The organism is Pantoea sp. X-Soil-MYKO-1289, assembly GCF_059730625.1.
This window is the reverse complement of record NZ_AP036004.1, coordinates 767,363-786,878: the sequence shown is the minus strand read 5'-3', so window position 1 is coordinate 786,878 and position 19,516 is coordinate 767,363. Positions and strand designations below refer to the sequence as shown.

The window sequence follows — 19,516 nt, the reverse complement described above, 5'->3', positions numbered from 1 at the left end:
AAGCAGCGGCTATTTTTTGCGCTAGCGCCGAAGTGAGCAAAAAAAAACCCACGCATCCGCGTGGGTTGGTGCAATAAACAGGGTGGATTATCCTTGCGGATACCGCTGCCTGGAGCAGCGCGTTTTCGCACCTATCAATACCTCTGGGACTGCTATCCTCGCACTCTGCGGCGGGACAAAACAGCGCGAAAACGCAACGGAATTCGGGGAAATGAAACCAGGTATGAATAAGTTCCACACCCGGTTACACACTGATTTTATTAAGATTTATCTGAAGGCTTACTGTAGATGGCGTCCGGCGCGATATTCATATGCTTCAGCACCGGCCCCATAATGTTGCCGAAGATCGGCGCGGCAACCGAGCCGCCGAAGTGATCGCCGGCGGTGGGATGGTTGATCATCACCACCAGCGCCACCTCTGGATGGCTGGCGGGCGCCACGCCGGCGGTGTAGTTGATATAGCCGCCGTCATATTTGCCGCTGTCGCCCATCTTCTCCGCGGTACCGGTTTTGGTCGCCAGCCGGTAGCCCGGCACTGCCGCTTTGATACCGGTTCCGCCCGGCAGCACGTCGCTCTCCAGCATATGCACCACTTCCTTCACCGTTTCCGGATTCGCCACCTGCTTGCCGAGCACCGGCGGCGTCACGCGGGTAATCGACAGCGGACGGTAAACGCCGAACGAGCCCAGCGTGGCATATTCACGCGCAATCTGCAGCGGCGTCACGCGCAGGCCATAGCCGAAAGAGAAGGTGGCGCGCTCGATATCGGCCCAGCGCTGACGGTGCGCCGGGAAGTAGCCGACGCTTTCGCCGGTCAGTCCCAGCCCGGTGGGTTTGCCCAGGCCGAACGCCTGATAAGTGTTGACCAGCGCCTCGGCGGGCATCGCCAGCGCGATATGGGAGACGCCGATGTCGCTCGATTTTTGCAAAATGCCGGTCATGGTCAGGCGCGGCCAGTGGCCGACGTCGCGGATCAGGTGGCCGTTTACCCGATAGGGCGTGGTGTCGATCACAGAATCGGGGCGCACCAGATGGCGTTCCAGCCCTTCCATCACCACCAGCGGTTTCACCGTCGAACCTGGCTCGTAGCTGTCGTTTATCGCCGCGTTGCGCATCTGCGCCGGGGTGGCGCCGTCATAGTTGTTCGGGTTAAACGACGGATAAGAGGCCATGCCGAGAATTTCGCCGGTGTCGATCTTCACCAGCACCGCCGCGCCGGAGTCCGCCTTGTTGAGCAGCACGCCGTCGCGCAGCTTGCTATAGAGCGTGTACTGATCGAACTTATCGATGCTGAGCTGCACCGTTGGCGGCTGCGTCGGCGGCGTATAGCTCAGCATGGAGATAATGTGGCCCGCGGCGTCCTGGCGATAAACCTCTTTGCCCGGCACGCCCTGCAAAATCTTGTCGTAGCCCTTCTCCAGCCCGTTCAGGCCAACATTGTCGGCGCCGACGATGCCAATCAGCGGCGCCGCCGCTTCGCTCATCGGGTAGAAGCGGCTATCGTCATAGACTTCGCTGATGCCTTTCAGATGCAGCTCGGCGATATCTTTGGCGATGCCAAGCTCGATCTTGCGCCCCAGATAGAGAAAGCGGCGTTTCGGATTGGCGGTGATCTGCGCGGCGATCTGCTCGGGACGCATATTCAGCGCCGACGCCAGGTAGGCCCACTTGGCGCTGAGGAAGTCGGGATTCGCCTCCAGCACGCGCATCGGATCGGCGATAACGTCGCGCGACGGCACCGAGAGCGCCAGCGCTTCGCCGTTGCGATCCAGCAGGGTGCCGCGGTTGGTCGGCAGCGTAACGGTGCGCAGCGAGCGCTGATCCGCCTCATGCTCCAGCATCGGCTGATTGAGAAACTGCAGATCGGCGATGCGCGCCATCAGTATCACCATGCAGGTCAGCACGCCAAGGCAAATCAGGCGGAAACGAAACGGGTTAAACGGGGCTTTGATCTGGTCTTTTCCCAGTAGTTTTTTTATCCGGGGCATAGCAATCCGCTGCAAAGAAAAGTAAAAAAATATCCACGCGAGCAGTTATAAAGAAAGCGCTACGCCGTTAACAGGAAAACTGTGTATCAGTTCGTAATCGGCGCGCCAGGCAAAAAAAAACCTGCGCATCTGCGCAGGTCGGTGTAATCAAGAAATTCTATTGATGTTCACCCATCAATACCTCTGGGACCCTGACTGTAACAAGGCCGCGAGACGGGCTGCCATCACTCAAACGCAACAGTGTCCGGCAAAATGTAACCAGCCATGTGTTTGTTAAGCGATTTTGCAAACCGCATGTTTTTTGATGTCCACCAGGCAGCTCATGGCGTTGGGGCCCTGCGTCAGCGACGAAGTGCCGATATCCAGCGTCAGCACATTGGGATTGCCCGCACGGTCAAACGGCTGCCACTCCGCGCCGAAGCCGGGATCGAACCAGGCGCCGGTGGCGACGATGACCACGCCCGGCGTCAGCCCGTCGGTCAGACGCGCGCCCGCCAGCATCGCGCCGCGCGCGTTACGCACCTCAACGACCTCGCCGTCGGCAATGTCGCGCGCCGCCGCGTCCTGCGGATGCAGATAGAGCGTTTCATGGCCGGCGGTTTTGTTGCCCTGCACCGTCGCCGTGGCGTCAAGCTGGCTGTGCAGCCGATCTGACGGCTGGATAGAGATCATATGCAGCGGGAACTGCTCGCTCAGCGCCGCCCCCAGCCACTCCTGAGGTTCGCGCCACTCCGGATGACCGGCGAAATCGGCCAGATCGTAGTCGGCGATGGTCTGGCTGAAGAGTTCGATCTTGCCGCTGGCGGTTTTGATCGGGTGACGCACCGGATCGGCGCGGAAATCCTCCATAAAGATGTAGGGCTTGCCGCCTTCCGGGATCTCAACGAAGCCGCGCGACCAGAACTCGGCGAACTCCGGAAAGTCGATGCCCTTGCGCGCATGCGCCGTCGCGCACTGCTGATAAAGGTGTTCGATCCACTGACGCTCGTCGCGCCCTTCGGTGAACTGCTGGCGATAGCCGAGGCGTTCGGCCAGATCGGCGAAAATATCGAAGTCGTTGCGCGCCTGGTGCTGCGGCTTAATCGCCTGATGCATCGCCAGCACAAACCGGTCGCGCGAGGAGCCGCCGATGTCGTTGCGCTCCAGCGTGGTGGTGGCGGGCAGAACGATATCCGCCATCTGCGCCGCCGGCGTCCAGACGATATCCTGCACCACCACCGTGTCCGGCTTCTGCCAGCCTTCGACCAGGCGGTTAAGCTGCTGATGATGGTGGAAAGGATTGCCGCCCGCCCAGTGCACCAGATGAATGTCGGGATAGGTCAGCGTCTCGCCCTGGAACGCGTAAGGCTGGCCGGGATTGAGCAGCATATCGCTGATGCGCGCCACCGGAATCGACAAGCCGGACGGATTGGGGCCGGTCGCCATCAGCGGCGCCGGGCCGTCCTGACGCGGGTTGCCGACGCTGTTCATCGAACCGTGGCCGAACGAGAAGCCCGCGCCCGGCAGGCCGGGCTGACCGAGCATCGACGAGAGCGCGATCATCATCCAGTAAGGCTGTTCGCCGCGATGGGCGCGCTGCACCGAGTAGGAGCAGGTAATAAAGCTGCGCTTGCCGATCAGCTGTTCAGCCAGACGAACGATGCGCTCCGGCGGGATGCCGGTGATGCGGCTCGCCCAGCCGGCGGTTTTGGCGACGCCGTCGCTTTCGCCCAGCAGGTAGGCGCGCAGCTGCGGCCAGCCGGTGCAGTGGCTGGCGAGAAATGCCTCGTCCACCGCGTTGCGCTGGGCGATCTCGTAGCCGAGCGCCAGCATCAGCGCCACGTCGGTATTGGGGCGAATCGGGATCCAGTCAGCGTTAACAAAATCGGGGCAGTCGTCGCGCATCGGGCTGATATTGATCACCGGCGTGCCTTTGGCCGCCAGCTGCTCCAGCGCCGGTTTCAGACTGTGCTGGCCTGCGCCGCCTGACGCCACCTGGGCATTTTTCAGCGCCAGCCCGCCGAAGGCGACGAAGATCTCCGCATGTTCCACCACCTGCGGCCAGTCGGTGACGCGGCCGGTCAGCGGCATATAGGTGCCGATCACATAGGGCAGGAAGAACTGCGCCGCGCCCCAGCTGTAGTTGCCCTGCTGATCGACGCCGCCGCCGCCCTGAAAATAGAAGCGGCGCACCAGGGTGCGCGCGTGGTTGACGCGGCCCGCCGACGACCAGCCGTAAGAACCGTTGAAAATGCCGGAGGCGCCGTAACGTTCGCGGATGCGGCGGTTTTCATCCGCCACCAGATCCAGCGCGGTCTCCCAGTCGACGGCGACGAAATCTTCACGGCCGCGCAGCGTGCGATCGCTGTTTTCGCGCGATTTCAGCCAGGAGCGGCGCACCATCGGCTGCCGAATACGTTTATCGGAATAGACCAGCTCGGGAATGGTATTCAGCATCGGCGACGGATCGGCGTCGGCGAAGAACGGCTCGCAGCCGATCAGGCGATCGTTTTCAGTCACGGCGCTGAACGCGCCCCAGTGCGCCAGATGTGGCACTCGCTTTTTCATGGTTTCTTTTACGGCAGGTAAGGGAAAAATGCAGGATACCACGCGACCCCGCGCCGGGTTAAGCCTGGAGTTTTCCCCCTTTTTGCGACGGCGCAGACATTCTGTCGGCTTGATACAGGCCGCCTTTTCCGTAACACTGCTGCCATGTGTAAACGTTTTCCCTAAAGCAGGTCGAGGCATGGCTACGATAAAGGATGTTGCCAGACTGGCGGGTGTTTCCGTCGCGACGGTGTCCCGTGTGATTAATAATTCGCCTAAAGCCAGCGAAAGCTCGCGTCAGGCCGTCAGCCAGGCGATGGAGGAGCTGCAGTATCATCCCAACGCCAACGCGCGCGCCCTGGCGCAGCAGTCGACCGAAACCTTAGGACTGGTGGTCGGCGACGTATCGGATCCTTTTTTCGGCGCAATGGTTAAGGCGGTTGATGAGATCGCCGGACAGACCGGCAACTTTTTGCTGATTGGTAACGGTTACCACAATGAGCAAAAAGAGCGGCAGGCGATTGAGCAGCTGATGCGCCACCGCTGCGCCGCGCTGGTGGTGCATGCGAAGAAGATCCCCGACGCCGAGCTGGAGCTGCTGATGAAGCAGATGCCGGGCATGGTGCTGCTCAACCGGCTGCTGAAAGGGTTCGAACAGCGCTGTATCGCGCTCGACGACCGCTACGGTGCCTGGCTGGCGACGCGCCACCTTATCCAGCAGGGACATCAGAATATCGCCTTTATCTGCTCGACCCACCCCATTTCCGACTCCGAAGATCGCCTGCAGGGCTACTACGACGCGCTGAAAGAGCACGGCCTGCCCGCCAACGATCGGCTGGTGACCTTTGGCGAACCGGATGAAGTGGGCGGCGAGCAGGCGATGACCGAGCTGCTGGGACGCGGCCGCAGCTTTACCGCCGTGGCCTGCTATAACGATTCGATGGCGGCCGGCGCGCTGGCGGTGCTGAGCGATAACGGCGTGCGCGTGCCGGAAGAGATGTCGCTGATCGGCTTCGATGACGTGCTGGTATCGCGCTATGTGCGCCCGCGCCTGACCACGGTGCGCTATCCCATCGTCACCATGGCGCAGCAGGCGGCGGAGCTGGCGTTAGCCCTGGCCCATGCGCAGCCGCTGCCGGAGGTGACCAATATGTTCAGCCCGACGCTGGTACGGCGCCATTCGGTGAGCGGACCAGGTTAAAGCTCGCGCCGGTAGAGCCTGACCTTTTTAGCGGGATAGTCCAGCGCCTCGCCCGCTGGCGTCCAGCCGCAGCGTTCGTAATAGCCGTCGAAGGTCGACCAGAGCCACAGGCTGTGGTGGCCGCGCTGCCGCGCATAGTCGATGACATGCCTCTGCAGCGCCGCGCTCAGGCCGGTGCCGCGCGCGCTTTCATCGACGTAGAGCGCGGCGAGCCAGGGAAAGAGATCCTGGCGGCTGATCAGATCGCAGCGCCAGAAGCCCACCGTGCCCACCGCCCTGCCCGCGTCGTCGACCGCGACGAAAGTGACGGGAAACGCCGCCCCATGCAGCGAGCTTTCCACCACGCTGGCCATAAAGTCGCGCCCGTTCTCCGCGTCAAAGGCGCGCCACAGCCAGTCGGTCACCTGTTCGGCGAACTGCGGCGCGTCGCGCAAAGAGAGGATGTTCATCGCGCGCGCCTCAGCTCAGCTCAAGCGCCAGCAGTTCCTGAATGGTTTGCGCCCGGCGGATTTCACGCGGTTTGCCCTGCTCGAACAGCACTTCCGGGATCAGCGGACGGCTGTTGTAGTTTGAGGACATTGAGGCGCCGTAAGCGCCGGTATCGTGAAATACCAGATAGTCGCCCACCTGCGCCGCCGGCAGCGCGCGCGTTTCTACCTTGCCGCCTTCCAGCTGGGTAAAGACGTCGCCCGACTCGCACAGCGGCCCGGCGACCACGCTATCGCGCTGGGTTTGCTGGTCGATAGCGCGACCGTCGCCCGGCAGCAGCGAAATATGGTGATAGCTGCCGTACATCGACGGCCGCATCAGATCGCTAAAGCCCGCATCCACCAGCACGAAGTGGCGGCTGCCCATCGCTTTTACCGCGCGCACCTGCGACACCAGCACGCCCGCCTCGGCAACCAGGAAACGACCCGGCTCGATCTCCAGCTTGACTGCGTGGCCGAGGTGAGCGGCGATACGCTGACGCGCCGCGTCCCACAAGCCGAAATAGTGCGCGGTGTCGATCGCCTCTTCGCCGAAGCGGTAAGGAACAGAGAGCCCGCCGCCTGCCGAAATCGCCTCAAGGTCGTGGCCGAGCGCGATCACCTGCTCCACCATCGCGTCGCACACCTGCTGCAGGTGGCCGTAATCGACGCCGGAGCCGATATGCATATGCAGCCCGATCAGGCGCAGTCCGTAGGTTTTAATCGCCGCCAGCGCCTGCGGCAGTTCGCTGTGCCAGATGCCGTGCTTGCTGTTTTCGCCGCCGGTATTGGTTTTCTGGCTGTGGCCGTGGCCGAAACCGGGGTTGATGCGCAGCCATACCGCGTGGCCCGGCGAGACCTGGCCCAGCTGGTGCAGCATATCCACCGAGCCGGCGTTCACCGGCACTTTGAGTTCGGCAATGCGCGCCAGCGTCGGCCGGTCGAATACGTCGGCGGTAAAGACGATATCCTCGCCGCCTGGCTGAAAGCCCGCCGCCAGCGCGCGTTCGATTTCGCCGAGCGACACGGAGTCGACTTTGACGCCCGCCGCGCGCATCAGACGCAAAATATGAATGTTTGAGCAGGCTTTCTGCGCAAAGCGCACCACGTCGAAGGCGCGCAGCTGTTCGATGCGCTGCTGAATAATCTGGGCGTCATAGGCCCAGAACGGGCCGTTATACTGCTGCGCCAGCGGCAGCAGCTGCGCGGCGTTAAGCGCGGTGGTGTGGTCGGTTAGGGCGCGTGGCATAAGCATTCTCCTGTGAGTTGCTTCTATTAGGCCAGACGCGTGCCATGCTGAAAAATATCTGTTTTAATAGCTTCTATGCAAAATGGATATGGCAGCATATGGCGAAAATCAACTGGCGACACGTAGAGATTTTTCACGCGGTGATGACCAGCGGCAATCTGACGCAGGCCGCCGCGCTGTTGAACACCTCGCAGCCCACCGTCAGCCGCGAACTGGCGCGGCTGGAGAAGCAGCTGGGATTGACGCTTTTCACCCGCGTGCGCGGTCGGCTGCAGCCCACGGTGCAGGGCCTGCGGCTGTTCGAAGAGGTGCAGCGCTCCTGGTACGGGCTGGATCGCATTATGGAAGCGGCCGACGGGCTGCGTCAGTTCCGTCAGGGCGAGCTGTCGATCGCCTGCCTGCCGGTCTTTTCGCAGTCGCTGCTGCCGCCGCTGGTGCAGCCCTTTATGCAGCGCTACCCCGACGTCAGCCTGAATATTATTCCGCAGGAGTCGCCGCTGCTGGAGGAGTGGCTGTCGGCGCAGCGCTACGATCTCGGCCTGACCGAAACCCAGCATGCGCCCGCCGGCACGGAGCGGCTGCCGCTGCTGACCTGCGACGAGGTCTGCGTGCTGCCGCAGGATCATCCGCTTTGCGCGCGCGCGGTGCTGACGCCGCAGGATTTCGCCGGAGAGAACTACGTGAGCCTGTCGCGCGCCGACAGCTATCGTCAGCTGCTGGATTCGCTGTTTCATGAGCAGGGCGTGGAGCGCAGGCTGGCGCTGGAGACGCACAGCGCGGCATCGGTGTGCGCCATGGTGCGCGCGGGCGTGGGGATTTCAGTGGTGAATCCGCTGACGGCGCTCGACTATGCCGACAGCGGCGTGGTGATGCGCCGCTTCAGCGTCGCGGTGCCCTTTACCGTAAGTCTGGTGCGGCCGCTGCACCGCACCGCGTCGGCGCTGGTGGCGGCCTTTGTCGACCACCTGCAGGCGCAGGTGGCCGATTTTCCTCAGCGCATCGCCGAACGACTGGCTTAAGCGCGCACCGCGGCGGCGTTGCCGCCCGATTTACGGAAGGTGATCAGGCAGATAATCAGGCCAATAGCGGCCAGCGCGGCGGCGGCGACCGGCACGGCAGTCAGGCCGTAGCCCTGGCCGATGACCGCGCCGCCGACCCATGCGCCCAGCGCGTTGCCGACGTTGAAGGCGGAGATGTTCAGCGTCGAGACCAGGTTCGGCGCCTCTTTACCGTGGCGCACCACGTTGATCTGCAGACCCGGCACGGTGGCGAACGTCGCCATCGCCCACAGGAACAGCGTCACCTCCGCCAGCCAGAGCGCATGGCTGGTCCAGCTAAACAGCAGCGAGAAGATGGCGATCAGCGAGAAGCTTAAAATCAGGCTGAAAGAGACTTTCCAGTCCGCCAGCTTGCCGCCGAGGATATTGCCGACGGTCAGACCGGCGCCGATCAGGAACAGCGTCCAGCTGACGCCGCGCGCGCTGATGCCGGTCACCTGCAGCAGCAGCGGCGCGATATAGCTGAACAGTGCGAACATCGCCGCGGCGAAGAACACCGTCATCAGCAGCGAAAGCCACAGTTTGCCGTTGGCCAGCGCGCTGATTTCGCTCGCCAGATGCACCGGCTTCTCTTCTTTATTGGTGGGCAGGCTGACGATCAGCGCGATAAAAGCGAGTACGCCGATAATGGCGACGCCCCAGAAGGTGGCGCGCCAGCCGAACAGCTGACCAAACCAGGTGCCGAGCGGCACGCCAAGCACGTTCGCCAGCGTCAGGCCGGTGAACATCAGCGCCACCGCAGACGCCTGACGGCCCGGCGCCACCAGGCTCGACGCCACCACCGCGCCGATGCCGAAGAAGGCGCCGTGACAGAGCGCGGTGATCACGCGGGCCATCATTAGCAGGTTGTAGGTGTAGGCGAGTGCGCAGAGCACGTTACCGATAATAAAGATGATCATCAGCAGGATAAGTGTCTTTTTACGCGGCAGCTTTGCGGTTAACAGCGCCATAATCGGCGCGCCGATGGCGACGCCCAGCGCGTAGCCGCTGATCAGCCAGCCCGCTGACGGGATCGAGACCTGCAGATCGCCCGCCACGTCGGGCAGCAGGCCCATGATGACGAACTCGGTGGTTCCAATCGCAAACGCACTCAGCGCCAGCGCCAGTAAAGCAACAGGCATAACACACTCTCCCAATCGATATGCAGGTGAACGCCGCAGCGGACGCCGGGCGCGGACGGTTATAAAAATTTGAACTTCGTCACGGTGAGTATTAAATCATAGCCGTCAGTTTGCATACACCCTGCGTGCGGCAAGGATCTTTTGCCGCAGACGCAATAATGGGCCGCCGTACGCGTGATGGATCCTTAACAATCCTTTCCTCTTTTACGCGCTACGCTTGAGGGTAAGCGACAGGCGCGTGGCGCGCAGGGGCGCTTTGCGTGTAGATTCAATCAGGTAAAGGTATGGCGCGCGCTGCCGATACCCCAGTTGCCCTATGCGGTAATGTGAAGCCACTCTTATGCGGGGAGAGAATATGCAGCGGCTAATCGCCCTGACGGCGCTCTGTCTCAGCGGCTGCTCCGTCGGCCACTACGAGTACAGCAGCGAAGCGCAAAAGCGCGTCGATATGACCTATACCGGTATTCCCACCGCGCTCGGTCTGGGGACGCTGGGCACCACGATTCCGCTGACGGCGGAGTACAGCCTGACCGCCGCGCATGTCGCCAAATTTTCGCTCTATCGCGTTAAGGCCTGGCATCCAGAGTGCGATATCGCCGTGGTGTACCACAAGAATGCCGAAGCGAATTTGCCGCCGCGTTTTCGCAACAGCCACATCGGCGATAAGGTGAATCTTTACGGCTATAGCTTTATCAGCGCGATGCCGGTCAGCTCCAGCGGCGAGAATCTGATTAATACCTCGCTGGCGAACAGCTGGAACAAAGCGCAGTGCGTGGTGGTGGCGGCCAGTGCGGGCGTGGTGAAAGGCATGTCGGGCGGCGCGGTCTATAACGCGTCGGACGATACCCTGGCGGGCGTGATTGTCGGCTACAGCAGCCGCATTGATGATAACCGGAGTGGGAAGACGCTCTATCGCGACGTCGCGCTTTATGTGCCCTATGCGCGTTTCGAGGCCTGGCTGAATGGCGTGGTGAAGTCTTAAAGAAAAAGGCCGGAAATCCGGCCTTAGTGGCTGTTAGCTTGATGTGGCTGTTAGCTTGAAGCTGACGCGGCTGGCAGGGCCAGATCGCAAAGACGCAAAAAGTGGCATCCCTGCCAGCTCGGCCCGCACCATCCATGGTGCGGGACGCTTTGCTCCTCTGGCCCTGCCAGCCGCGTTTCAGGCTTAGGCGTTGCTGAAAAAGCAGTTATCAGTTAGCCGTTAGCCGTTAGCGTTACTTCGCGGTCGGACGCAGCGCCGGGAACAGGATCACGTCGCGGATGGTATGGCTGTTGGTGAACAGCATCACCATACGGTCGATGCCGATGCCCAGACCCGCCGTCGGCGGCAGACCGTGCTCCAGCGCCGTCACGTAATCTTCGTCGTAGAACATCGCTTCGTCGTCGCCTGCGTCTTTGGCGTTAACCTGCTGCTGGAAACGCTCCGCCTGGTCTTCCGCGTCGTTCAGCTCGGAGAAGCCGTTGCCGATTTCGCGACCGCCGATAAAGAACTCAAAGCGATCGGTGATTTCCGGGTTCTCGTCGTTGCGGCGCGCCAGCGGCGACACCTCCGCCGGGTACTCGGTGATAAAGGTCGGCTGAATCAGATGCGCTTCCGCCGTCTCTTCGAAAATCTCCGTCACCACGCGACCCAGGCCCCAGCTCTTCTCGACCTTGATGCCGATAGCACTGGCGATCGCCACCGCTTTATCGAAATCATCCAGATCCGCCAGATCGGTTTCCGGGCGGTACTTTTTAATCGCTTCGCGCATGGTCAGCTGCTCAAACGGCTTGCCGAAATCGAACTCCTGGTCGCCGTAAGGTACCTTCGTGGTGCCGAGAACCTCCTGCGCCAGGGTGCGGAACAGGCTTTCGGTCAGCTCGATCAGATCCCGGTAGTCCGCATAGGCCATATAGAGTTCCATCATGGTGAACTCAGGATTATGGCGCGGCGAGATGCCTTCGTTGCGGAAGTTGCGGTTGATTTCGAACACGCGATCGAAGCCGCCGACCACCAGACGCTTCAGATAGAGCTCTGGCGCGATACGCAGATACATATCGATATCGAGCGCGTTGTGATGGGTGATAAAGGGACGCGCGGAGGCGCCGCCGGGGATCACCTGCATCATCGGCGTTTCCACTTCCATAAAGTCGCGGCCGACCATGAACTGGCGGATGCCGGCCATGATCTGCGAGCGAATTTTAAAGGTGTTGCGCGACTCGTCGTTGGCGATAAGGTCCAGATAACGCTGACGGTAGCGGGTTTCCTGATCGGCCAGGCCGTGGAATTTGTCCGGCAGCGGACGCAGCGCTTTAGTCAGCAGGCGCAGCTCGTGACAGTGGATCGACAGCTCGCCGGTTTTGGTTTTGAACAGCTTGCCGCGCGCGCCGAGGATATCGCCGAGATCCCACTTCTTGAACTGCTCGTTATAAATGCCTTCCGCCAGATCGTCGCGCGCCACGTAGAGCTGAATGCGGCCGCCCACGTCCTGCAGCGTCACGAACGACGCCTTACCCATAATGCGGCGGGTCATCATACGACCGGCAACGCTGACCTCAACGCCTAAATCTTCCAGCTCTTCGTTGCTTTTCTCGTCATACTGCGCGTGCAGCGCGTCCGAGGTGGTGTCGCGGCGGAAATCGTTAGGAAACGCCACGCCGTTTTCACGCAGCGCGCTGAGTTTTTCGCGACGCGTTTTTAGTTCGTTATTTAACTCAAGGGCGGCATCAGCGCTCTGCGGTTGTTGTTCAGACATGTCGGTTCCTTATAGCCCTGCTTTTAAACTTGCTTCGATAAAACGGTCGAGATCGCCATCCAGCACCGCCTGGGTATTGCGGGTTTCAACGCCGGTGCGCAGATCTTTGATGCGGGAGTCGTCTAGCACATAGGAGCGGATCTGACTGCCCCAGCCGATGTCGGACTTGTTGTCCTCCAGCGCCTGCTTCTCAGCATTTTTCTTTTGCATCTCAAGCTCGTACAGCTTCGCCTTCATCTGTTTCATCGCCTGATCTTTGTTTTTATGCTGAGAGCGGTCGTTCTGACACTGCGTCACCGTGCCGGTGGGAATATGGGTGATACGCACCGCCGATTCCGTACGGTTAACGTGCTGACCGCCCGCGCCCGACGCGCGGTAGACGTCAATGCGCAGATCCGCCGGGTTGATGTCGATATCGATATCGTCATCCACTTCCGGATAGATAAACGCAGAGCTGAATGAGGTGTGACGGCGGCCGCCGGAGTCAAACGGACTCTTACGCACCAGGCGATGCACGCCGGTTTCGGTACGCAGCCAGCCAAAGGCGTAGTCGCCTGAGACGCGAATAGTTACGGACTTGATGCCCGCCACTTCGCCTTCTGACTCTTCAATGATTTCGGTTTTAAAGCCCTTAGATTCGGCCCAGCGCAGATACATACGCATCAGCATACTGGCCCAGTCCTGCGCTTCGGTGCCGCCGGAACCCGCCTGCAGATCGATATAGCAGTCGGCGCTGTCATACTCGCCGGAGAACATGCGGCGAAATTCCAGCTCGCCCAGTTTGCTTTCCAGCGTATCGAGCTCAGCGACCGCTTCGTCGAATGTCTCTTCGTCTTCGGCTTCTACGGCCAGCTCAAGCAGACCCTGCACATCTTCCAGGCCCTGCGACATCTGATCCAGGGTTTGCACGATCGCTTCCAGCGACGAGCGCTCTTTGCCCAGCGCCTGGGCGCGTTCAGGCTCGTTCCAGACGTCTGGCTGCTCCAGCTCGGCGTTTACTTCTTCGAGGCGTTCTTTCTTGGCATCGTAGTCAAAGATACCCCCTAAGAACGGCGCTGCGCTCGGTGAGGTCCTGGATGCGGTTTTTAACCGGATTAATTTCAAACATGGCTTCGGGTCTTTTCGCTGAATGTCGGGATGGAAACCCCGCAGTCTAACCGAAATAGCCGTGAGATTGTAGGGTTTCAGTCGCGCGCCGGCAGCGGCGGCGGCCGGCGAAATGTGCGGTGCGGCGCGTGTTTTTATGTTGATGGGCAGGCGCGGCGCAGTCCGGGTTGTGCGGTGCGCCGCGCGGATAACCTTTAGTCTCTCTCCCAGCCGTCGCCGCTGAAAGGATCGTGCTAGCCTGGACGCTACAGGAGCGAAAATACAGGGACGATTATGGCAGGAAAAAAAAGCGCTACGCCGCACGACGCAGTATTCAAAACCTTTCTTACCCACGCGCACACCGCGCGCGACTTTTTAGCGCTGCACCTGCCCGACTGGCTGCTGCGCATCTGCGATCTCTCGACGCTGCGCCTGACCTCCGGCAGTTTTATCGAAGAAGATCTGCGCGCTTACTACAGCGATATTCTCTACTCGCTGCAAACCACAGGAAAAAAGGGCTATGTCTACGTCATCATCGAACATCAAAGCTCGCCGGACCGGTTGATGGCATTCCGGCTGATGCGTTACGCCATCGCGGTGATGCAGCGCCATCTGGATGCTGGCCATCGTCATCTGCCGCTGGTGATCCCGCTGCTCTTCTATCACGGCAAACAACGTCCCTGGCCCTTCAGCATGCGCTGGACCGCGCTTTTCAGCGAGGCGGAACTGGCCGCGCGCCTCTATGGCGGCCCCTTTCCGCTGATCGATGTTAGCTTAATCGCCGACAGCGAGATTGTGCGTCATCGCAGTATGGCGGCGCTGACGCTGCTGCAGAAACATATTCGCCAGCGTGATCTCACCGGGTTGTTTGAGCGGCTGGTGACGCTTATGCTGCAGGATTCAGTGACCCGCAAACAGCGGCTGGCGCTGATTAACTATATGATTCAGGCGGGCGAAGCGCCGCAGGCGAAAAGCTTTATTGAGGAGCTGGCGCGGCGCGTGCCGCAGCAAAAGGAGGAACTGATGACGATTGCGGAACAGCTTAAGCAGATGGGACGAGAGCAGGGCCTTAGCGAAGGCCGTCACAAAGGCCTCGCCGAGGGCCGCAATGAAGGCCAGCGCGAGGCGACGCTGGCGATTGCGCGCAATATGCTGGCCAGAGGAATCGACCTGACGCTGGTGCAGGAACTGACCGGGCTGTCGGCGGCGGATCTGCAGCAGATCCGCCGCTAAAACCCGTTAACTCAGCGGCCAGAGATGATCGATAATCAGCTGCACCGAGCGATTGCCGCGGTATTCGTTGATATCGAGCTTAAAGGCCAGCTCGACCTGACGCACGCTGTTGTCGGGCCACAGGGTGGTGTCGACGTTGAAGGCGATGCCGTCGATCAGCGGGCCGCCGCCGAGCGGCTCCAGCATCACTTTCAGATGCCGCTCGCCCACCAGCCGCTGCTGCAGCAGCTTGAACTTGCCGTCGAAAGCGGGCTCGGGAAACGCCTGTCCCCAGGGGCCCGCTTCGCGCAGCAGTTCGGCGGTCTGCAAACTGAACTCGCCCGGCTGCAGCGCGCCGTCTGACCAGATAACGCTCTGCAGCGACTCTTCGCTCAGCCACTCGCCGAGCAGGTCGGCGAAGCGCTGGCGAAACGCCTCAAACTGCGTCTCTTCCAGCGACAGGCCTGCCGCCATGGCGTGCCCGCCGAACTTCAGCATCATGCCGGGATAGAGCGTATCAAGCCGCTCCAGCGCGTCGCGCAGGTGCAGACCGGGAATCGACCGTCCAGAGCCTTTGAGCGTGCCGTCGCCCGCAGGCGCGAACGCAATAACCGGACGATAAAAGCGCTCTTTCAGCCGCGAGGCGAGAATGCCCACCACGCCCTGATGCCACTCGGGATGGTAGAAAGCCAGCCCCAGCGGCAAATCGGTCTGCTTTCGCTCCAGCTCCATGCAGAGCGCCAGCGCCTCGCTCTGCATGCCCTGCTCAATCTCTTTACGCGTCTGATTGAGCGCGTCGAGTTCGTTGGCCAGCATCCGCGCCTGGGTAATGTCGTCGGTAAGCAGCAGCGCGACGCCAACCGACATATCGTCGAGCCGCCCCGCCGCATTCAGGCGCGGGCCGAGGGCGAAGCCGAGATCGCTCGCCACCAGCTGGCGCGCGTCGCGATTGGCGATCTCCAGCAGCGCGCGAATGCCGGGACGGCATTTGCCGGCGCGAATGCGGCTCAGCCCCTGCCACACCAGAATGCGGTTATTGACGTCGAGCGGCACCACGTCGGCGACGGTGCCGAGCGCCACCAGATCCAGCAGCTCCGCCAGATTCGGCTCCGCGCGCGTGGCGCCGAACCAGCCCAGCTTACGCAGATGCGCGCGCAGCGCCATCATCAGGTAGAAGGCGACGCCGACGCCCGCCAGCGCGCGCGACGGGAATTCGCAGTCGCGCAGGTTAGGGTTCACTATCGCTTCCGCCTCAGGCAGGGTGTCGCCAGGCAGATGGTGATCGGTGACCAGCACCGGAATGCCGTGTTGATGGGCGCAGGCGACGCCGGTATGGGACGAGATGCCGTTATCCACCGTCAGGATCAGCTGCGCGCCGCGCGCGCGCGCCTGCTCCACCACTTCCGGACTCAGGCCGTAGCCGTCGTCGAAGCGGTTTGGCACCAGATACTGCACGTTGTGGCCGCCCATGCTGCGCAGCGCCAGCACCGTCAGCGCGGTGCTGGTGGCGCCGTCGGCGTCGAAATCGCCCACCACCATAATGCGGCGTCCGTCGAGCAGCGCCTGATGCAGCAGCTCGACCGCCGCATCCAGCCCGTTGAGCGAGGAGAACGGCAGCAGATGCTTCGCGCCGCGCTCCAGCTCAGCCGCGCTGCGTACGCCGCGCTGCAGATAGAGACGTTTAAGCAGCGGCGGAAGATCTGCCGGGAGCTGGTCCTCGACGCCGATCTCGCGCCGCCGCAGTTCTACTGTTTTAATCACTGCCAATTAGCCACCGCGCTTCTGCTGATCCAATACCTGCTTCAGCTCCTGCGGCCCCTGATAGCCCGGGATCATCATGCCGGAGTCGGTCAGGATCGCCGGAGTGCCCTGGATGCCGTAAAGAATGCCCAGCTTGTAGTGCTGATCGAGATCGATCTTGCAGCTGTCCGGCGCGCTCATCTGCGGCGCGTTGCCCTTCATCGCTTCGTCGAACGCTTTGTTGCGGTCGGCGGCGCACCAGATCGCCTTCATGGCGTTTTCCACCTGGCCGTGCAGCCCTTCGCGCGGGAAGGCAAGATAGCGCACCGTAATGCCCAGCGCGTTGTAGTCGGCCATCTGCTCATGCAGCTTGCGGCAGTAGCCGCAGGTGATGTCGGTGAAAACGGTAATGACGTGCTGCTCTTTCGCCGCTTTATAGACAATCATCTGCGGCGCCAGCGCCTCGACCTTTTTGTCGAGCAGCTGATTGGTGACGTTGACCGGCTGCGCGCCGCTAACGTCATAGAGCGGGCCCTGAATCATATGCTTGCCGTCTTCGGTAACGTAAATCACGCCGCTTTCCGTCAGCACGGTTTTAAATCCCGGCAGCGGCGACGGCACGATTTCCGTCTGCTTCAGCCCCAGCTTTTTCAGCGACTGCAGGATCGCGCCGTCATCGGCCTGAGCTACGCTGCTGAAGGCGCCAGCCAACAGGGCCAGCAGGAGAAATTTCTTCATCTTCTTTCCTTAATGTCCGCGTCAGGCGCGCGGATGATGCTGTTGATGCAACTGACGCAGCCGCTCGGTGGCGACGTGCGTATAAATTTGCGTGGTAGAGAGATCGCTGTGTCCCAGCAACATCTGTACGACACGCAGGTCGGCGCCGTGGTTCAACAAATGGGTGGCGAAGGCGTGCCGCAGCACGTGCGGCGACAGTTTTTCGCTGTCGATGCCCGCCAGCACGGCGTAGTGCTTGATGCGGTGCCAGAAGGTCTGTCGCGTCATCTGCTGCGCGCGGCTGCTGGGAAACAGCACGTCCAGCGTCTGCCCGTTGAGCAGCCAGGGACGGCCGTGTTCCAGGTAGTGCTCCAGCCAGTAAACCGCCTCTTCGCCCAGCGGCACCAGGCGCTCTTTGTTGCCTTTGCCGATAACGCGCACCACGCCCTGGCGCAGACTGACGTCGCTCAGGGTCAGGCCGACCAGTTCAGAGACGCGCAGCCCGGTGGCGTAGAGCAGCTCCAGCATCGCCTTGTCGCGCAGCTCCAGCGGAATATCGGTGCTGGGCGCCTGCAGCAGCCGCTCCACCTGCGCTTCGCTGAGATCTTTCGGCAGCCGCTGCGGCAGCTTCGGCGCGGCCAGCAGCGTGCTGGGATCGTCGCTGCGCAGCTTCTCGCGGTAGAGATACTGAAAAATGCGGCGCATGGCGCTGAGCAGCCGCGCCGAGCTGCTGGCTTTATAGCCGCCTTCCAGCCGTTCGGCGAGAAACTGCTGCAAATCTTCGGCCTGCAGCGTCAGCAGCGTCAGCCCGCGATGCGTCAGCCAGTCGGTCAGGGTTTTTAAATCCTGACGATACGAGGACAAGGTATTTTGCGCCAGATTGCGTTCAATCCAGAGCGCATCCAGAAACTGTTCTGTCAGGTCGCTGTCTTGCACGGTATCCCCGCCTTGAGGTGAAATCGTGCTCATTATGCCTGAATCCGCCCTGCTTCTGATACAATTGCGCCAAAGTCAGTCTTAATCCGAGCATTATCTGCATGAAAATTGGTCTTTTTTACGGCTCAAGCACCTGCTATACCGAAATGGCCGCAGAGAAAATCCGCGACTTTATCGGCGCTGAGCTGGTCACGCTGCACAACGTGAAAGATGACGATCCGCTGCTGATGGAGCAGTACGACCTGCTGATTTTAGGCATCCCGACCTGGGATTTCGGCGAGCTGCAGGAGGACTGGGAAGCGATCTGGCCGCAGCTGCCGACGCTCAACCTGCGCGGAAAAATCGTCGCGCTTTACGGCATGGGCGACCAGCTTGGCTATGGCGAATGGTTTCTCGACGCGCTGGGCATGCTGCACGAGCTGCTGCAGCCGATGGGCGTGAAGTTTGTCGGCTACTGGCCGCTGGAAGGCTATGAATTTACCAGCCCGCGTCCGCTTAGCGCCGACGGCACGCAGTTTGTCGGCCTGGCGCTGGACGACGTGAATCAGTTCGACGTCACCGACGCGCGTATCGAACAGTGGTGCGAGCAGATCCTGACCGAGACCGCCGCGCTGCTCTAGCGCCCGGCCTACTGCCTGTCCACGCGGCTGAGCAAACGGGCGCGCAGCTGACGCCACCGCGCGCGCGGCATCATATCCTGCATCAGCCACAGCCTGCGCGTCTGTGCTTTCTCGCTGCGCAACACCAGCAGCGCCGCGCCTGGCAGCCAGCGGATCGGTCCGCTGATGCGCCAGCGCGCGCCCTGCCAGCGCCAGCTGTCGTCGCTTTTATGCTGCAACATGCCGCGCCGCTGCGTCAGCCGGCGCTGCTGCTGTCGGTATTCATGCAGCATCAGCAGCAAAAGCGGGAGTTTAATCAGCCAGAACAGGGCGGGCAGCGGCGCGCTCGCCACGCTTAGCAGCGCGCCTGATGCCAGCGCGCCGTGCAGCAGGCGCGCCCGGCGCGACGGCCGCAGCTTACATTGCCACGGGGCCGCGTTCACGGTTGCGCTGCTGGATCAGCTGGACAATGCGCTTCAGCTCCGGGTCGGCCGGTTCGCCGTGATTCATCATCCAGTTAAAGAGATCGGGATCGTCGCTCTTCAGCAGCGCGACAAAAGCCTTTTTGTCGCTGTCGCTGAGGCTGTCATATTCATATTTGAAGAAAGGCATAATAGCGACATCCAGCTCCAGCATACCGCGGCGGCAGGCCCAGTGAATGCGCGATTTATCATGAATATCCATGTGTGTGATTTCCGCATTTCAGACAGGCGGCTAGTGTAACCTGGTTTTCTCACGCCTGCAGGCGCCCGTTGCGAGGCTGTGCGCCGCGCCGCACGTGCCGGCCTGTCGTTGCCGCGCCGACTCGCGATTTGTGCGCCCGATTCCGTAAACGGGTTGCAAAGCCAGTGCGCTCTTTTAACATTGAGTTCAGGATTCAC

At 61.5% G+C, this 19,516-nt stretch carries 17 protein-coding genes; 5 read left to right on the top strand and 12 right to left on the bottom strand.

The window, feature by feature from the left end:
- Positions 1 to 260: 260 nt before the first annotated feature.
- On the bottom strand, positions 261 to 1,988 hold the full coding sequence (locus tag AC6I7Z_RS03745; RefSeq protein ID WP_497813195.1) for a penicillin-binding transpeptidase domain-containing protein: 1,728 nt from the start codon (positions 1,986 to 1,988) through the stop codon (positions 261 to 263).
- 273 nt (positions 1,989 to 2,261) lie between these two features.
- A complete protein-coding gene (locus AC6I7Z_RS03740) occupies positions 2,262 to 4,535 on the bottom strand; it encodes a molybdopterin guanine dinucleotide-containing S/N-oxide reductase (protein ID WP_497813194.1) in 2,274 nt (757 codons plus the stop codon).
- A gap of 178 nt (positions 4,536 to 4,713) precedes the next feature.
- On the opposite strand from AC6I7Z_RS03740, the gene galR reads away from it, so the two are divergent.
- Positions 4,714 to 5,715, top strand: a complete 1,002-nt coding sequence (gene galR, locus AC6I7Z_RS03735) for an HTH-type transcriptional regulator GalR (RefSeq protein ID WP_033752146.1) — start codon at positions 4,714 to 4,716, stop codon at positions 5,713 to 5,715.
- Here the strand turns inward: galR and AC6I7Z_RS03730 are convergent.
- A complete protein-coding gene (locus AC6I7Z_RS03730; RefSeq protein WP_497813193.1) occupies positions 5,712 to 6,164 on the bottom strand; it encodes a GNAT family N-acetyltransferase in 453 nt (150 codons plus the stop codon). The genes galR and AC6I7Z_RS03730 overlap by 4 nt on opposite strands.
- 10 nt (positions 6,165 to 6,174) lie before the next feature.
- The gene (lysA, locus tag AC6I7Z_RS03725) at positions 6,175 to 7,431 is read right to left on the bottom strand and encodes a diaminopimelate decarboxylase (protein ID WP_497813192.1); all 1,257 of its coding nucleotides are present in this window, start codon (positions 7,429 to 7,431) and stop codon (positions 6,175 to 6,177) included.
- A 98-nt stretch (positions 7,432 to 7,529) separates the two neighbouring features.
- On the opposite strand from lysA, the gene AC6I7Z_RS03720 reads away from it, so the two are divergent.
- Positions 7,530 to 8,450 carry a LysR family transcriptional regulator gene (locus tag AC6I7Z_RS03720; protein WP_497813191.1) on the top strand — a complete coding sequence of 307 codons (921 nt, stop codon included), beginning with the start codon at positions 7,530 to 7,532 and terminating at the stop codon, positions 8,448 to 8,450.
- Here the strand turns inward: AC6I7Z_RS03720 and AC6I7Z_RS03715 are convergent.
- Positions 8,447 to 9,610 (bottom strand): MFS transporter, encoded by a 1,164-nt coding sequence (locus AC6I7Z_RS03715; protein ID WP_497813190.1) that lies wholly within the window; start codon positions 9,608 to 9,610, stop codon positions 8,447 to 8,449. The two genes, AC6I7Z_RS03720 and AC6I7Z_RS03715, sit on opposite strands and share 4 nt — an antisense overlap.
- A gap of 355 nt (positions 9,611 to 9,965) precedes the next feature.
- Between AC6I7Z_RS03715 and AC6I7Z_RS03710 the strand changes: the two genes are divergently transcribed.
- On the top strand, positions 9,966 to 10,592 hold the full coding sequence (locus AC6I7Z_RS03710; RefSeq protein ID WP_033792093.1) for a hypothetical protein: 627 nt from the start codon (positions 9,966 to 9,968) through the stop codon (positions 10,590 to 10,592).
- A gap of 232 nt (positions 10,593 to 10,824) precedes the next feature.
- Here AC6I7Z_RS03710 and lysS read toward each other — a convergent pair whose 3' ends face one another.
- Complete coding sequence (gene lysS, locus AC6I7Z_RS03705; RefSeq protein WP_497813189.1) at positions 10,825 to 12,345, bottom strand: lysine--tRNA ligase; 1,521 nt, start codon at positions 12,343 to 12,345, stop codon at positions 10,825 to 10,827.
- A 9-nt stretch (positions 12,346 to 12,354) separates the two neighbouring features.
- A protein-coding gene (gene prfB / locus AC6I7Z_RS03700; RefSeq protein ID WP_096073747.1) for a peptide chain release factor 2 occupies positions 12,355 to 13,453 on the bottom strand; the annotation gives its coding sequence in 2 pieces (ribosomal slippage) (positions 12,355 to 13,377 and positions 13,379 to 13,453; 1,098 coding nt in all).
- Between the two features lie 272 nt (positions 13,454 to 13,725).
- On the opposite strand from prfB, the gene AC6I7Z_RS03695 reads away from it, so the two are divergent.
- Entirely contained in the window at positions 13,726 to 14,664 is a 939-nt protein-coding gene (locus AC6I7Z_RS03695; RefSeq protein ID WP_497813188.1) for an Rpn family recombination-promoting nuclease/putative transposase, read from the top strand.
- A gap of 6 nt (positions 14,665 to 14,670) precedes the next feature.
- On the opposite strand, the gene recJ is transcribed toward AC6I7Z_RS03695, so the two are convergent.
- Genes recJ through xerD form a run of 3 tightly spaced genes read right to left on the bottom strand, consistent with a single transcriptional unit; the run spans position 14,671 to position 18,069 of the window.
- A complete protein-coding gene (gene recJ / locus AC6I7Z_RS03690) occupies positions 14,671 to 16,404 on the bottom strand; it encodes a single-stranded-DNA-specific exonuclease RecJ (protein WP_497813187.1) in 1,734 nt (577 codons plus the stop codon).
- A gap of 6 nt (positions 16,405 to 16,410) precedes the next feature.
- The gene (dsbC, locus tag AC6I7Z_RS03685) at positions 16,411 to 17,121 is read right to left on the bottom strand and encodes a bifunctional protein-disulfide isomerase/oxidoreductase DsbC (protein WP_033752164.1); all 711 of its coding nucleotides are present in this window, start codon (positions 17,119 to 17,121) and stop codon (positions 16,411 to 16,413) included.
- 21 nt (positions 17,122 to 17,142) lie between these two features.
- Positions 17,143 to 18,069: a site-specific tyrosine recombinase XerD gene (gene xerD, locus AC6I7Z_RS03680; protein WP_161801252.1), complete on the bottom strand. Its 927-nt coding sequence runs from the start codon at positions 18,067 to 18,069 to the stop codon at positions 17,143 to 17,145.
- A gap of 68 nt (positions 18,070 to 18,137) precedes the next feature.
- Here xerD and fldB point away from each other — a divergent pair, with 68 nt between their 5' ends.
- Entirely contained in the window at positions 18,138 to 18,656 is a 519-nt protein-coding gene (gene fldB, locus AC6I7Z_RS03675) for a flavodoxin FldB (protein ID WP_497813186.1), read from the top strand.
- An 8-nt stretch (positions 18,657 to 18,664) separates the two neighbouring features.
- On the opposite strand, the gene AC6I7Z_RS03670 is transcribed toward fldB, so the two are convergent.
- Positions 18,665 to 19,078 (bottom strand): protein YgfX, encoded by a 414-nt coding sequence (locus tag AC6I7Z_RS03670; protein WP_497813185.1) that lies wholly within the window; start codon positions 19,076 to 19,078, stop codon positions 18,665 to 18,667.
- Complete coding sequence (sdhE, locus tag AC6I7Z_RS03665) at positions 19,053 to 19,319, bottom strand: FAD assembly factor SdhE (RefSeq protein ID WP_048784258.1); 267 nt, start codon at positions 19,317 to 19,319, stop codon at positions 19,053 to 19,055. The genes AC6I7Z_RS03670 and sdhE overlap by 26 nt, the downstream gene beginning before the upstream one ends.
- Between the last annotated feature and the right edge of the window lie 197 nt (positions 19,320 to 19,516).

Excerpts from the sequence above, each read along its gene's own strand:
- AC6I7Z_RS03745 (WP_497813195.1), bottom strand. The coding sequence starts at position 1,988 with ATGCCCCGGATAAAAAAACTACTGGGAAAAGACCAGATCAAAGCCCCG.
- AC6I7Z_RS03740 (WP_497813194.1), bottom strand. The coding sequence starts at position 4,535 with ATGAAAAAGCGAGTGCCACATCTGGCGCACTGGGGCGCGTTCAGCGCC.
- galR (WP_033752146.1), top strand. The coding sequence starts at position 4,714 with ATGGCTACGATAAAGGATGTTGCCAGACTGGCGGGTGTTTCCGTCGCG.
- AC6I7Z_RS03730 (WP_497813193.1), bottom strand. The coding sequence starts at position 6,164 with ATGAACATCCTCTCTTTGCGCGACGCGCCGCAGTTCGCCGAACAGGTG.
- lysA (WP_497813192.1), bottom strand. The coding sequence starts at position 7,431 with ATGCCACGCGCCCTAACCGACCACACCACCGCGCTTAACGCCGCGCAG.
- AC6I7Z_RS03720 (WP_497813191.1), top strand. The coding sequence starts at position 7,530 with ATGGCGAAAATCAACTGGCGACACGTAGAGATTTTTCACGCGGTGATG.
- AC6I7Z_RS03715 (WP_497813190.1), bottom strand. The coding sequence starts at position 9,610 with ATGCCTGTTGCTTTACTGGCGCTGGCGCTGAGTGCGTTTGCGATTGGA.
- AC6I7Z_RS03710 (WP_033792093.1), top strand. The coding sequence starts at position 9,966 with ATGCAGCGGCTAATCGCCCTGACGGCGCTCTGTCTCAGCGGCTGCTCC.
- lysS (WP_497813189.1), bottom strand. The coding sequence starts at position 12,345 with ATGTCTGAACAACAACCGCAGAGCGCTGATGCCGCCCTTGAGTTAAAT.
- AC6I7Z_RS03695 (WP_497813188.1), top strand. The coding sequence starts at position 13,726 with ATGGCAGGAAAAAAAAGCGCTACGCCGCACGACGCAGTATTCAAAACC.
- dsbC (WP_033752164.1), bottom strand. The coding sequence starts at position 17,121 with ATGAAGAAATTTCTCCTGCTGGCCCTGTTGGCTGGCGCCTTCAGCAGC.
- xerD (WP_161801252.1), bottom strand. The coding sequence starts at position 18,069 with ATGAGCACGATTTCACCTCAAGGCGGGGATACCGTGCAAGACAGCGAC.
- fldB (WP_497813186.1), top strand. The coding sequence starts at position 18,138 with ATGAAAATTGGTCTTTTTTACGGCTCAAGCACCTGCTATACCGAAATG.
- sdhE (WP_048784258.1), bottom strand. The coding sequence starts at position 19,319 with ATGGATATTCATGATAAATCGCGCATTCACTGGGCCTGCCGCCGCGGT.